The 13,155-nt window shown below is 56.8% G+C and carries 8 protein-coding genes and 4 pseudogenes; 6 read left to right on the forward strand and 6 right to left on the reverse strand.

Features of this window, described 5'->3' with window-relative positions:
• Positions 1–97 precede the first annotated feature (97 nt).
• The 4 genes from HMPREF1261_RS06870 to HMPREF1261_RS06885 all read left to right on the forward strand — a co-directional run bounded on the left by HMPREF1261_RS06870 (position 98) and on the right by HMPREF1261_RS06885 (position 5,628).
• On the forward strand, positions 98–1,456 hold the full coding sequence (locus HMPREF1261_RS06870) for an oxygenase MpaB family protein (protein WP_023030419.1): 1,359 nt from the start codon (positions 98–100) through the stop codon (positions 1,454–1,456).
• Positions 1,457–1,511: 55 nt separating this feature from the next.
• Positions 1,512–2,888 (forward strand): oxygenase MpaB family protein, encoded by a 1,377-nt coding sequence (locus HMPREF1261_RS06875; RefSeq protein ID WP_023030420.1) that lies wholly within the window; start codon positions 1,512–1,514, stop codon positions 2,886–2,888.
• 36 nt (positions 2,889–2,924) lie between these two features.
• On the forward strand, positions 2,925–4,130 hold the full coding sequence (locus tag HMPREF1261_RS06880; protein ID WP_023030421.1) for an oxygenase MpaB family protein: 1,206 nt from the start codon (positions 2,925–2,927) through the stop codon (positions 4,128–4,130).
• 124 nt (positions 4,131–4,254) lie between these two features.
• The gene (locus tag HMPREF1261_RS06885; protein WP_023030422.1) at positions 4,255–5,628 is read left to right on the forward strand and encodes an NAD-dependent succinate-semialdehyde dehydrogenase; all 1,374 of its coding nucleotides are present in this window, start codon (positions 4,255–4,257) and stop codon (positions 5,626–5,628) included.
• Between the two features lie 269 nt (positions 5,629–5,897).
• Here the strand turns inward: HMPREF1261_RS06885 and HMPREF1261_RS06890 are convergent, their stop codons facing one another.
• The 3 genes and pseudogenes from HMPREF1261_RS06890 to HMPREF1261_RS06900 form a co-directional block, all read right to left on the reverse strand.
• Positions 5,898–6,818, reverse strand: a complete 921-nt coding sequence (locus HMPREF1261_RS06890; protein WP_034658152.1) for an IS3 family transposase — start codon at positions 6,816–6,818, stop codon at positions 5,898–5,900.
• A 163-nt stretch (positions 6,819–6,981) separates the two neighbouring features.
• Positions 6,982–7,180: pseudogene (locus HMPREF1261_RS13040) on the reverse strand (hypothetical protein).
• 10 nt (positions 7,181–7,190) lie between these two features.
• Positions 7,191–8,298, reverse strand: a pseudogene (locus tag HMPREF1261_RS06900) (IS3 family transposase); the annotation flags it as partial.
• A gap of 370 nt (positions 8,299–8,668) precedes the next feature.
• Here HMPREF1261_RS06900 and HMPREF1261_RS06910 point away from each other — a divergent pair.
• A complete protein-coding gene (locus HMPREF1261_RS06910; RefSeq protein ID WP_023030426.1) occupies positions 8,669–9,559 on the forward strand; it encodes a cation diffusion facilitator family transporter in 891 nt (296 codons plus the stop codon).
• Between the two features lie 7 nt (positions 9,560–9,566).
• Here HMPREF1261_RS06910 and HMPREF1261_RS12890 read toward each other — a convergent pair whose 3' ends face one another.
• Both HMPREF1261_RS12890 and HMPREF1261_RS06920 read right to left on the reverse strand, forming a co-directional pair.
• On the reverse strand, positions 9,567–10,259 hold the full coding sequence (locus tag HMPREF1261_RS12890; protein ID WP_005328805.1) for a hypothetical protein: 693 nt from the start codon (positions 10,257–10,259) through the stop codon (positions 9,567–9,569).
• Positions 10,260–10,353: 94 nt separating this feature from the next.
• Positions 10,354–11,698 (reverse strand): annotated as a pseudogene (locus tag HMPREF1261_RS06920) (IS256 family transposase).
• Positions 11,699–11,812: 114 nt separating this feature from the next.
• Here HMPREF1261_RS06920 and HMPREF1261_RS06925 point away from each other — a divergent pair.
• A pseudogene (locus tag HMPREF1261_RS06925) lies at positions 11,813–12,633 on the forward strand (IS1249 family transposase); the annotation flags it as partial.
• Between the two features lie 16 nt (positions 12,634–12,649).
• Here HMPREF1261_RS06925 and HMPREF1261_RS12485 read toward each other — a convergent pair.
• On the reverse strand, positions 12,650–13,155 hold a 506-nt coding region (locus HMPREF1261_RS12485), incomplete at its 5' end, for an IS3 family transposase (protein ID WP_023030429.1).

A 13,155-nucleotide genomic window follows, 5' to 3' on the forward strand; every position in this document is an offset into this window, starting at 1 on the left:
CTATAGGCTTACGGGCACAGCTAAATGGTGAACTACACCACATAAACAGAAAATGTGTGTGGTGCGGCACCAAGATTGGAAAGGTTGTTTACTCCCCATGACTGCTCCTACTGATACTCGGACGGAACCGAAGGTTCTGCCCATGTCCGATAATCCCTATGAGGATTTCCGCTATTTCTACCGCGATGGCATGGACCTGCGCCCGGCGCCGAAGCGCCGCGTGGACAAACCCGGCTGGTCCACCCTGCGCCACAATATTTTTGACCACTGGCACACCGTTCATGACGAGTGGGAAGGCTACGACACCCAGCAGACTCGTTTGCTCGATGATCACATGTGGCAAACCGATGAACTGGGTGCCGCGTTGGCAGAATCCTTCCGCCGCGATGGCGCGAAGGAATCGCGCGCAAAGTTCGAGCAGGCGCTGAATGAAGGAATCGAGACCGTCGAGGATCCATCGCCTGAATTGGTTGCCTTCTTCGAGCAGGTCGATAACATCCCAGACTGGATCGACCTTGAAGCCGCCGAGCGCGGGCGCGTTGCCTACTACAACGCCACCCCGAGCGCGGATCTTCTCACCTTCAACTTTGGCTACTGGGCCACCACCATGGAAGACCGCACCTCTGCGGCCACCGGTGAGACGGGCATGTTTGAGTTCAAGGCCATGCAGCGCGCGCTGGAGACCTCCAAGTTCTTTGTGGACCTGGGCAAACAAGACGTCTTTGACCGCTTTGGCGAAGGCCGCAAGGCCGCAGTCCACGTCCGCTTGCTGCACGCCCAGGCCAACCGCGGGCTGGAAAAGCTTTGGGGCAAGGAGCACTACAACGAATTCGGTCGGCCGATTGGCTCCAGCTTCTTGGTCTCCGGTGAGGGTTGGTTCGCGCTCATGCCACTGGCCATCGACGAGCTTTTCGGGCGCCCGCACTCTGGCCAGGACTGGGACGATGTCGCCCAATACTGGGCATATGTGCTGTACATGATGGGCGGCGAAGAACGCATCATCCCCAAGACCGGCGATGAAATGCGCAAGATGACCGATTTCATTTACGCAAACGGCGGGCGTTCTTCCTCGTACCACCAGCGGGTAGCTACGGCCCTGATGTCCATCGTGGAACAGATGAACCCGGACCTTCCGCTGGAAATGTTGGGTTCGCTGGCCACGCTAGTGGGAGAAGAAGACACCAAGTTTATGGTGGAAGGAACCCGCTGGGCCGATATGGACTTTTCTCAGGCAGCCAAAGACTTTGAAGCCAAGGCGCGCGCAGAGGCAGAGGAAGCCCGCGAAGCCGATGAAAAGCCGGGCGCGGAGGAATACAAAAAGCACAACGCCGCGCAAGGTCGCCCGCTGTGGATCAATGCCTTGGAGGAAGTGCAAGAGCACATCAACAACCATGAGCCAGACGTCAAGGCCGAGTGGACCCTGCACGATGACTCCAAGGAAGCCCGCCGGAACTAGCCGCTGCGCCCACAGCTAGTTATCAAGGCCTAATAATAAGGAAGGGAATGAAATAATGACTGCTCCCACAGATACGTCTGAGGCTGCCAACACGTCGCAGGTGGAACCAAAGGTTCTGCCCATGTCCGATAATCCCTATGAGGATTTCCGCTACTTCTACCGCGATGGCATGGACCTGCGCCCGGCGCCGAAGCGCCGCACTGCGGCCCCAGGCTGGTCCGAGCTGCGACACAATATCTTCGATTCCTGGCACACCGTCGAAGATGAGTGGGCAGGTTACGATAGCCTGCAGACCAAGCTTCTTGATGACCACATGTGGCAGACCGATGAGACCGGTGAAAAGCTGGCTGAGGCCTTCCGCCGCGACGGTGCCAAGGAATCGCGCGCCAAGTTTGAGCAGGCGCTCAACCACGGCATCGAAACGGTAGAGGACCCTGCGCCGGAGCTGGTGGACTTTTTTAAAGAGGTAGACCGCATTCCGGAGTGGCTGGATCTTGAGGCCGCAGAGCGCGGCCGCGTGGCCTACTACAACGTCACGCGCACCTCAGAGGTTCTGGCCATCGCCTTTGCATACTGGGCCACCACGATGGAGGACCGCACATCGGCGGCCACGGGCGAGACCGGCATGTTCGAGTTCAAGGCCATGCAGCGCTCCATTGAAACGGCGCAATTCTTCACGGATTTGGGCAAGAAGGACGTCTTCGACCGCTTCGGTGAAGGCCGCAAGGCCGCCGTGCGCGTGCGCCTGCTGCATTCCCAAGCTAATCGCGGCTTGGAGAAGATGTGGGGCAAGGAGCACTACAACGAATTCGGCCGGCCAATTGGCTCCAGCTTCCTGGTCTCCGGTGAGGGCTGGTTCGGGATGATGCCACTGGCCATCGACGAGCGCTTTGGCCGCCCCCACTCCGGTCAGGACTGGGACGATGTGGCCCAGTACTGGGGATATATCCTGTATATGATGGGTGCTGAAGAGCGCCTCATCCCCAAGACTGGCGATGAAATGCGCAAGATGACGGATTTCATCTACGCCAATGGCGGGTATTCCTCCACCTACCACGAGCGCGTGGCCACCGCCTTGATGAGCATTCTAGAAACCATCCACCCTTTGGTCCCCAAGATGGCGCTTGGTGCGCTGACCACCATTTGCGGCGTGGAAGATACGAAATTCATGGTTAAGGGCACGCGCTGGGAAAAGGTGAACTACAAGCCGTGGGCCGTCCTGTATCGGGGTGCCGCGCGCGCAGAAGCCAAGGTTGCCCGCCTGCGGGACAAGCTGCCGGGTGCGCAAAAGGCAAAGATTAAGCGCGCCAATAAGAATAAGCCGCCATGGTCCGATGTCACCGCGGTGATCAAGGCACACATCGCGAAAAACGAGCCCGAGACCAAGTCCGATTACACGCTGCACGATGACTCTAAAGAAGCTCGCAGCTAACCCCCATCCCCCATAACATTCTCAGAGGAGAACACCATGACTAACACTATGTCCCTAGGCACCGTCGGCGAGTGGCCTGCAGGCCGCGGCGATAAGGATGAATTCATCGCCACCTTTGGCCAAGAGCGCGCGGACCGCTACCACGAGGCTTTCTGGAAGATGGACCCGGTGGCCGATGCGCTATTTACCAGCGGCCACACGGTCAAGGAAATCATGCCTAACCTGCGCGATGCCCTTGCCCGCGGCACCGCCAACGAGGACACCTTCCCCGAGGTTGCCGCCCTTATTGAGGACATGACCAAGGCACTTGACGGCATCGACGCCGAAAAGCTGGAGCGCGGCCGCCGCGTCTACCTGTCCATCCCGCCGCTCAGCCACGGCCTAGCGCTGGGCCCAGGTTCGCTGGTCCACACCTATTCCACCCCGGCGATCGCGGACCTGCTGGTCAACACCGGTGAGCTTACCGATGGCGCCGTCAAGCGCCTTGCCTACACCACCAACTGGACCTATTCGCTCTACCTGCCGGATGCGCTGCAGCCCGGCGGCGAGGGCTTCATTCACACCGGCATGGTGCGCGCCATCCACGCCCACGTGCGGCGCGTGCACACCCGCAAGGAGCTGGACTACTCCCACTACGGCGCGCCGATCAGCGAGTTCGACATGCTGCGCACCTGGTTCGATTTCACCTACATTCCGTACTCTGGCCTGCGCAATATGGGCTGGAAGCTCACCGCGGAAGAAGAAAAAGACGCGTTCTACCTGTGGAAGATTGCCGGGCGCATGCTGGGCATTTCCGCGGACCTTTTCGAAGGCGAAGATGGGGTAGAGGCCTCCCAGGAGACCATGGACGCCATCCACACCGTCGACGGTGAGATCAACGAATCGGCCCGCAAGCTTGTCGATGCCCTCATGGACGGCTTCGTCGTCAACGCCAAGGAGCTCACGGGCATGCCCGATGACACCCTAGCGGACTGGACCGCCGCGCACGTGCGCATCATTCACGGCGATGAGATCGCCGATGCCTGCGGCGTGGCCGACTCCGTCATGCGCCCCATCCTGCAAATGGAGGCACCGCTGGTGCAGGAGCGCTTTGACCTCCTCCGCCAAGACTCGGAGGCGCTCGAGGCGGAAATCCAGAAGAACGAGGAGGCGGTGCGCCAGATGCTCACTCGCGATGCCACCTATATGAAGCAGGATGAGGGCATCAAGATGAAAGATGGCTCGGTCGTCGCGGCCTCCTAAACCAAATTACCCACATTCATGGGTGACACGTCACTAGAACTTTAAGTACTCTTGTGGCAGGCGCACACAGATTGTGTTCGCCGCCACATTAGTTCCAAGAATCCACTTAGAAAGGGAACCAATAATGTCCAAGGATTTTGCGGTAACTAACCCCGCTACCAATGAAGTAGTAGAGAAATTCGACACCTTTAGCGATGAGCAGATTCAAGAGGTTCTGGCTAAGTCCAACGAGGCTTTCCAGACCTGGCGCGAGACCCCAATTGAGGAGCGCGCCAAGATTGTGTCCCGCGCAGCGGAGCTGCTCAAGGAGCGCAAGGGCGAGCTGGCCAAGATTGCCGCACAGGAGATGGGTAAGTCCACCCCAGAAGGCGAGTGGGAAATTAACTTCTCCGGCGATATCCTGCAGTTCTACGCAGACAACGCCCCAGAGCACAACAAGGACCAGCCGGTTGACGTGCCAGGCGGCAAGGCCACCCTCCGCCGTCTGCCCATTGGTACCCTGCTGGGCATCATGCCGTGGAACTACCCCTTCTACCAGGTCGCCCGCTTCGCCGGACCGAACCTGATGAACGGCAACTGCATCATCTTGAAGCACGCCGAAATTACCCCGAAGTCCGCTGCAGTCATCGAGGAGATCTTCCGCGAGGCTGGCCTGCCAGAGGGCGTGTACATCAACGTATACGCCGACCACAAGCAGATTGAAGAGATCATCGGGGACAAGCGCGTCCAGGGCGTATCCCTGACCGGTTCCGAGCGCGCCGGTGCCGCTGTGGCTGAGATCGCCGGCCGCAACCTGAAGAAGGTTGTGCTGGAGCTTGGCAGCACCGACCCCTACATCATCCTGGATGCAGCCGATGTCACCAAGGCTGCCGAGGAAGCTTGGGTCAAGCGCATCGAGAACGTTGGCCAGGCTTGCACCTCCAACAAGCGCATCATCGTCATGGAAGACATCTACGATGAGTTTGTCGATGAAATGGTCCGCATTGCAGAGGGCATGAAGCAGGCTGACCCAACCCAGCCTGGTGAGAACCAGTACTACCCAATGTCCTCCCGCGAAGCAGCAGAGAACTTGGACAAGCAGGTCAAGAACGCTGTGGACAACGGCGCTAAGGTCCGCACCGGCGGCAACCTGCATGAGACCGCCGCGTACTACGAGCCGACCGTGCTTACCGATGTCCCCGTTGGTTCCGACTCCTACTACGAAGAGTTCTTCGGCCCAGTAGCAGAGATCTACAAGGTTTCCTCCGAGAAGGAAGCCGTAGAGCTGGCCAACAACTCCAACTACGGCCTGGGCGGTGCCGTCTTCTCCGATGACCCCGAGCGTGCCACCAAGGTTGCTGACCAGATCGAGACCGGCATGATTCACGTCAACCTGGGCCAGTACTTCTCCCCAGTACTGCCATTCGGTGGCGTCAAGAACTCCGGCTTCGGCCGCGAGCTCTCCGTCTTCGCGCTGGACGAGTTCGTGAACAAGCAGTACCTCTACATCAACGACTAATTACTCGTTGAGGCTCGCTCAGCGCTCCCTGAGCCTGCAGCGAGCGCATAGAGTGCAATAGGAAGGGGCCTAGCCTTGATTGGCTAGGCCCCTTTTCCTGTCCGCAGTGCCGGTTAAACCGCTGCGACTTTCGGAACCTGGCCTAAACTCAAGTTGTGTGACGCATGCGAAAAATCCCGCTCAGCGCGGGGCTGGGTGGGATGTAGTCTGCTCCTCCAACTGGGGTCGAACAAGTTACAGTTATAAATGAAGTGCCCCGGGTTTTGTTCCTAGGCATTTGCCTTGTTTTCCATTATTGCCTGTTGCGGGGTCTTCTTCCAAAATTCGGATTCCACCTCGGCTGGGGTTCGGTATCCCAGGCTTTGGTGGAGCCTTACCTCGTTCCACCATGACACCCACTCGAACGTCGCGATTTCTACCTCGACAACGTCATCCCACCTGCGGGTATGGACTAGCTCGTTCTTGTAGGAACCATTAACGTTTTCAGCCAGAGCATTGTCATAGGAATCACCAACAGTGCCGGTGGAAGCGGCAATGCCGTGCTGGGCAAGTCGCTCGTTGTAGACCACGCTGACATACTGCGACCCGTGATCCGAATGATGAATGAGACCTGTTGTTTCCTCAGCACACACGATTGCCTGGTTGAGAGCTTGCAGCGGCAGTGCTTCGGTGCGCATCGAGTCTGATAACGCCCACCCAACGATCCGTCGGGAGTAAACGTCGGTGACAAACGCGGCATACACAAAGCCTTTCTTCGTGCGCACGTAGGTAATGTCGGCCACCCACAGCTTATTCGGGCCCCGGGCTTTAAATTCACGCTCGACCAAATCCGGGCGCAAATCAGGCACGTGAGCTTTTCGGGTTGTAATTGGTGATCCGCCTGTGCCTTTGCCAGAAACACCAGCTAGGCGCATCAACCGAGCGGTTTGTTCACGACCGATATCGATTCCTTCACGGCGAAGCGCATGCCACATTTTCCGCACACCGTAGACACCATAATTATCTCTATGAACAGCACTAATGCGTTCAACCAGCACGCCGTCACGAAGTCGACGAGCACTTAACCCACGGGCTTTGGACTGGCGATAACCACGCGAGGTGATAAACCCACCAGCCCGGTTATTTTTCAACGTCTTACAGATGAACTCGACAGAGAAATAATTCCGGTATTTATCGATGAACCGGATCATTTCTTAACGTTTCGGGTCGAGTTCCGACGCGAAAAAAGCCGACGCGGCCTTCAACAACTCATTAGTATCGCGTAGCTCTTGATTTTCACGACGTAGCCTCGCGTTTTCGGCAGCCAAATCTTCAGGCACAGGTTCCGGGGTGTTTCCTGCACGGCGGGCAGGCTTAAGTCCATTGACGAGCCGTGTGCCATGAAACCCCCAGCTTTGGAGCTACTGCCTGGCACGCAGCTTGCATCGACATATTTTCCGCCAAGATGCGATCTTCCACGAGACGGACCACACGGTCCTTTGCATCCTGGTCAAATTTTCTTGGCATGTTCCAGATTTTCCCATCTACTCAAACGGAACAAAACCTGGGACACTTCAGCGCGTGTTATAGCGCATGCACCACCGGAAGACCTCTTGGCGACAGGTAATTGGGTTGTCAAAGACTTTCCGATCACGCAGCACTTCACGTTTTAAGGTGGCGTTAAATGACTCTGCCAGGGCATTATCGGCACTCGTTCCCACCGCGCCCATGGACTGGCGGACACCTAACGACGAGCAGTAGTTCCTAAAGGTTTGTGAGGTGTACACACTGCCGTGATCAGAATGGAAAATAGCCCCGTCAAGACTGCCACGCACACCGTGTGCGTGGGCTAGGGCATCGATGACCAGTGAGACCCGCATGTGGTCTGCGAGTGCATAACCTGCAAGTTTCCGTGAGTAAGTGTCAATGACTGTGGCCAAATACATGTTCTTGCCGCCCTTACACGGCAGGTAGGTAATGTCGCCGACATACACACGATTTGGCTCGTCAGCTGTGAACTTGCGGCCTACTAAATCTGGCATGACACGGTGACCAGGCTTGCGCCGGGTGGTGATGCATCGACGCCGTTTGCTAAAGCCTTTTAGTCCCATGGTTTTCATGATGCGTGCAACTTTCTTGTGATTGACCGGGGTATACACCGGGTCTTCCTTGAGGCTTGCGGCGATGCGTTTAGCACCATAAAGCCCGTGCTCATCATCGAAGATGGTCTTGATTCTTGCACCAATAAGACCGTCAGAATACATCTTTAAACTGCGCTTATTACGGGTGCTGGCCCATTTATAAAACGAGGAACGATTCAGCTTTAACACATGGCACATCCGCTTGACCGAGTACTCGGTTCGGTGGTCATAGACAAACTGGAAGCAGAACTCCCGTGAGTTTGCTTGAAGCAAAATATTTCGCGGCCTTACGCAGGATGTCGCGTTCTTCGCGCAGCTTCGCGTTTTCTTTTTCTAGTTGTCGGATTCGCGCAGAATCATTCGCCGCTTGGGCTTGATCGTGCACGGCTTTTATGCGGGCACGTTTGCCGGTGCCGTACTTTTTGACCCAAGAATGTAGCGAGGCGCGGTTGATGCCGAGCTCGGCTGATGCTGAGTTTAGCGAGAGGTCCTCGTTGTTCTCATAGAGGGCCACGGCATCGCGTTTGAACTGTTCGGAGTACCTGGACATGGTGGTAGATTACCTTTCTTCCCAGCTCGACTGGGCTGGATATCAGGTGTCCACCAAATGGGGGTCAGGTCCAAACAGGCCGACCAGCCTTCTACGACAACGCTATCCCAACCGAGTACGAACACTCGATAGGAATCAGAAAAGACCCCATGAAGTAACTAACCGTGTACCCGCCCCGCAACACGCCGAACGGACACACATTCTGCTACTTAACCCTACTTTTTGGTTGTTCATGTTTCAGCTTCTCTACACATTCAAAGGACAACTGCACAATGACCTAAAGCAGGCCGACTTGGCCTCAGTGGCTGCGCTTACCGCCATCCATTTTCACTTAATTGTCAATAAGCGTCGACGGGGATAGGCTGAGTGCATGGCACACGAGCACCACGACCACGATCACTCCAGCACGCCGCTGCGCGCACTCTTGATTGCGCTAGGCATTACCGGCACCGTCTTCTTCGCGGAGCTGATCGGCGGCTGGTTGGCGGGTTCGATGGCGCTGATGGCGGATGCGATGCACATGCTTTCCGACGCTGCGGGGTTGATCATCGCGGTGTTAGCGGTGTTGGTTGGGCGCCGACAAGCATCGGCTCAGGCCACGTACGGCTACCGACGAGTGGAGGTGCTTGCTGCACTGGCGAACGCAGTGATGGTGCTGGCGATCTCGGTGTGGATTGTCGTCGAGGCGGTGCGCCGCCTGCAGAGCCCGGCCGAAGTGCAGGGAAAAACGATGCTGATCATCGCGGTGATCGGCCTGGTGGCGAATGCGCTATCGGCGTGGGTTCTGCACCGGCACCGCAAATCCTCGATCAACGTGGAGGGCGCGTTCTTGCACGTGTTAGTGGATATGCTCGGCTCTGTCGCAGTAATCGTGGCCGGCATCGTGGTACTGACCACGGGGTTTGTGGCGGCGGACGTGATCGCCTCCCTAGCGATCGCGGCGATGGTGCTGCCGCGCGCCTGGCAGCTCATACGGCTTTCGACGAGCGTGCTGCTCGAGCAAGTCCCGGCGGACTTCGACGCCAGTGCGATCGAGCCCGCGCTGCGGCAGGTCGAGGGCGTTGCTGACATCCACGACCTGCACCTGTGGAGCCTGGACGGCGTGAACGTGCTCACGACCGTGCATATCGTGCGCGACGGCACCGTCGGCACCGGCCCGCTGTTGGATGCCGCCCAGCAGGCCCTGCGCGAACACGGTATCGAGCACTCCACCATCCAGATTGAGCACCCAGAGCACGAATCCCACGAGACGGTGTGCTGATTCCCTTCTAACCTGACTTAGGCCAATTTTGTGCGGAAGTTCGCGGCCGGTGATTACTTGGATGGTGGCAGTGAGGTCGGGCGGGAATGGTACGGCGGCGTGAATGGTTTCGCCGCCAACGACGAGTTGAAAGCTGCGGTATTTCTTGAGTGTTCTCACGAGGCGTTTGATGAAGTGACCACTGCGGGTCTCCATCAGGTGGGTCACGGCTAGTGCTGCCATCACAATATTGAGATGTGCTGTGATCGAGTTTTGTTTCCTCGCATAGATTAGGCGTGCTTTCAGGTCTGATTTCGACATCCGATACGACATTTTCAATGTGGAATAGCCTGCGGTAATGCCCGATAACCTCCTGGGCGGGAAGAGCGGTCAGGTCGGTTTCATAGCCTTTAATTCCGGCTAGGGCTCGGTGTTTGGCAGCGAGAGCGTAGTTGACCTTCTTGTTCGGGGTGGAAAGATCGAAATAGCGGTTGCGCTTAATGGCGATTTCGCCGTCAACAGCGCGTTTGGCTTTTGCGACTTGCTCTTTGATTCCGCGCAGGCCGCGTCTGGCCCGATCATAGGAGTACTGGAAGTGGGTCACCGTATTCGGGGTTGTGTGTTTGCGCGCATCGCTTGCCGAGGCTTGTGTCCAGATCTGGCCGTGGGCGTAGGCTTCACCAGGGATTTCCCGCCGCCAGGTTTCAATCACCTCAGGCACGGTGGGGTTTCACCGACAAAATGTAGTGCAGACCTGCATCTATCAATGCTTGCTTGTTCGGAGGGTGTCAAGTTGTTTGTGTGTGGGGCTAGGTTTATAGGTATTTGTCGAAGCGGTCGGGGTAGGCAACGGCCATTTGGTTAATGGCTTGTTTCCAGCCGGAAACTCGGGCTCCTTCCATGAGTCTGCCGGCTGTCGCTGAGACTCGTTTGCCTTGCTTTGCCCTCTTTGCGGCTCGTTTGTCTTCGATGTTGCAGATCATCAACCACAGCGTCTTTATCGCTGATTCATCGTTGGTGAACTGCACCCTGTTGCGGGTAGCTTTACGCAGCTGGTTGTTAAACGACTCAATGGAGTTCGTCGTATAGATTACCTTTCTGGCTGCTGGTGGGAACTGCAGAAACGGTACGAAACGCGCCCACGCATCACGCCAGACCTTGACTGAGCGGGGATATTTCTCACCCAGCTCGGAGGCTTCAAATTCGTCTAAAGCAACCTGTGCTGTGGGCTCGTCCGTGGCAGTGTAAATCTTTTTCAACGCGGCTGATACGCCCCGGCGATCCCCGTAGGCTACCCACCGATTCGCGGCACGAATTAAGTGCACGATACAGGTGTGCACCATTGAATTCGCCCAGGTTGCCTCTAGAAGCCTCTGGCAGGCCTTTCAGCCCGTCACAGCAGACGATAAAGACGTCCTTGACCCCACGGTTAGAAAGGTTGGCGCATACCTGCGCCCAGAATGAAGCGCCTTCTTCCTTGGCAATCCACAATCCTAAAATGTGCTTAATACCGTCGAGATCCACGCCGATTGCCATGTACGCAGATTTGTTGACTACTCGGCCGTCGTCGCGGACTTTAATGCGCAACGCGTCCAGGAAAACCACGGGGTAGAACTCGTCTAGCTGGCGGTTTTGCCAGACCATGACCTCATCGAGCACGGCGTCAGTAACCGCAGAAATCGTCTCATGGGAAATATCGACACGCATCGACGTTGCCATATGGTGCTGGATGTCCCTAATTGTCATCCCACCGGCGTACAAGCTGACGATCATGTCATCGACATCAGTCAAGCGCCTAGAACCTTTAGGGACCATAGTCGGCAAGAATGTTCCAGCCCGATCCCGAGGGACATCAACGGTGACTGGCCCGTAGTTAGAATCCACGGTCTTTGGATACGACCCGTTGCGGTAATTGTCTGTTCTAGCTGCAGCTTTAGCGCTCCTGTCGCCAGACTCGTAGCCCAGGTGGGCATCCATTTCAGCGTTGAGTCCCCTGGTAATCGAGGCTTGTAACATGCCGCGAACTAGGTCGTTGGCATCCGTTGTGGACGTGCCTAGGTCATCAATCAGTTTCGCGATGTCAGGGTTAGCAAGCAGCTTCTTTTCAATCGCATCAATCTTGGCCTTATTAGCCGGATCTCGTCTCGCCACAGTAGTCATTCTGGTCCATCTCCTTATGCGGGTTAGGTACCCACACACAAACCATCAGACACTCTCTGGTGTGCTTTCCGGGTGAGTAAAAACAGGCCACGATGCCCGGTATGTGCTGGGCAAATGAAGAAAAACGGAACCACATCCAAAGGCACAACCAGGTGGCGGTGCAAAGACCCGAACTGCGGCAGCTCCACGACACGAACTCGCACCGATCTCACGCAGGCCTGCGACTTTAAAGCCTTCATCTCCTATGTCACCTCCACAGCGACGTTGTCTGAACTCGCCGGGCAACAAAGGGTGAGTCGTTGGACACTTGATCGCCGATTGAACCGTTTTGGCTCATCGACGTCCCCAACGACGGTGCCCCGCAGCGCGTCTACGAGCAGATCTTCATCGACGGCACCTACACCGCGGCTGGCTGCCTACTTGTGGCAGCCAGCCGCGACCACGTCATTGCTTGGCACTGGACCAAACACGAAACTGTCCACGCATACACGCAGCTTCTTCGCAAAATCGCCGAACCACTCTGCGTCGTCCTCGACGGCGGACAGGGCGCACTCACCGCGATTAAAGCCTGCTGGCCAAACGCGATGATTCAGCGTTGTCTCGTCCATGCACAACGCGTCATCCGCCGCTACACCACCTCACGGCCGCGCACCGACGCCGGCAAAACCATCTACGCACTGGCGCTGAAACTAACCCGTGTCACCACACTCGAACAGGCACGGGAGTGGACGCTACGTCTGCACGACTTCGGTCAGGTATTCAAAACATTCCTCAACGAGAAAACACCCGTGCCAAAAGAACGCCGAACACTCAATAACCAGTGGGAATGGACTCATCTGCGAATACGCAAAGCCTACAACTCACTGCTGCACCTATCGCGCAACAATTGGTTGTTTACTTACCTTAAGCCACCGGGCCTGACCCCCGGAAAGTGGACACGTCGGGGGTTAGCTATGCTGCTCTAGTCAGTGTAGCTGAATTCTCGGCTTCAAAGACGTCAGGAGCTGAAAGATTGCACCAGGAGTGCCGTCGGCGTGTGTTGTAGCGCATGCACCACCGGAAGACTTCTTGGCGGCAGGAGATCGGATTGTCAAAGACTTTCCTGTCACGCAAGATTTCCCGCTTGAGCGTGGCGTTAAACGATTCTGCTAGGGCGTTATCAGCACTCGTTCCTACCGCTCCCATAGACTGGCGCACACCCAACGACGAGCAATAGTTCCTAAAGGCTTGTGAGGTGTACACGCTGCCGTGATCAGAATGGAAAATTGCCCCTTTAAGGCTTCCGCGGACTTTCCTGGCATGGGACAAAGCTTCGATAACCAGTGATACCCGCATGTGATCGGCGAGTGCATGTCCGACAAGTTTGCGCGAGTAGACGTCGATGACCGTGGCCAGGTACATGTTCTTGCCGCCCTTACACGGCAGGTACGTAATGTCGCCTACATAGACGTGGTTTG

Origin of the sequence: Corynebacterium sp. KPL1818, assembly GCF_000478135.1 — a bacterium.
In the GTDB taxonomy this organism is placed as follows: Bacteria; Actinomycetota; Actinomycetes; order Mycobacteriales; family Mycobacteriaceae; genus Corynebacterium; species Corynebacterium accolens.

Excerpts from the sequence above, each read along its gene's own strand:
- HMPREF1261_RS06870 (WP_023030419.1), top strand. The coding sequence starts at position 98 with ATGACTGCTCCTACTGATACTCGGACGGAACCGAAGGTTCTGCCCATG.
- HMPREF1261_RS06875 (WP_023030420.1), top strand. The coding sequence starts at position 1,512 with ATGACTGCTCCCACAGATACGTCTGAGGCTGCCAACACGTCGCAGGTG.
- HMPREF1261_RS06880 (WP_023030421.1), top strand. The coding sequence starts at position 2,925 with ATGACTAACACTATGTCCCTAGGCACCGTCGGCGAGTGGCCTGCAGGC.
- HMPREF1261_RS06885 (WP_023030422.1), top strand. The coding sequence starts at position 4,255 with ATGTCCAAGGATTTTGCGGTAACTAACCCCGCTACCAATGAAGTAGTA.
- HMPREF1261_RS06890 (WP_034658152.1), bottom strand. The coding sequence starts at position 6,818 with ATGATCCGGTTCATCGATAAATACCGGAATTATTTCTCTGTCGAGTTC.
- HMPREF1261_RS06910 (WP_023030426.1), top strand. The coding sequence starts at position 8,669 with ATGGCACACGAGCACCACGACCACGATCACTCCAGCACGCCGCTGCGC.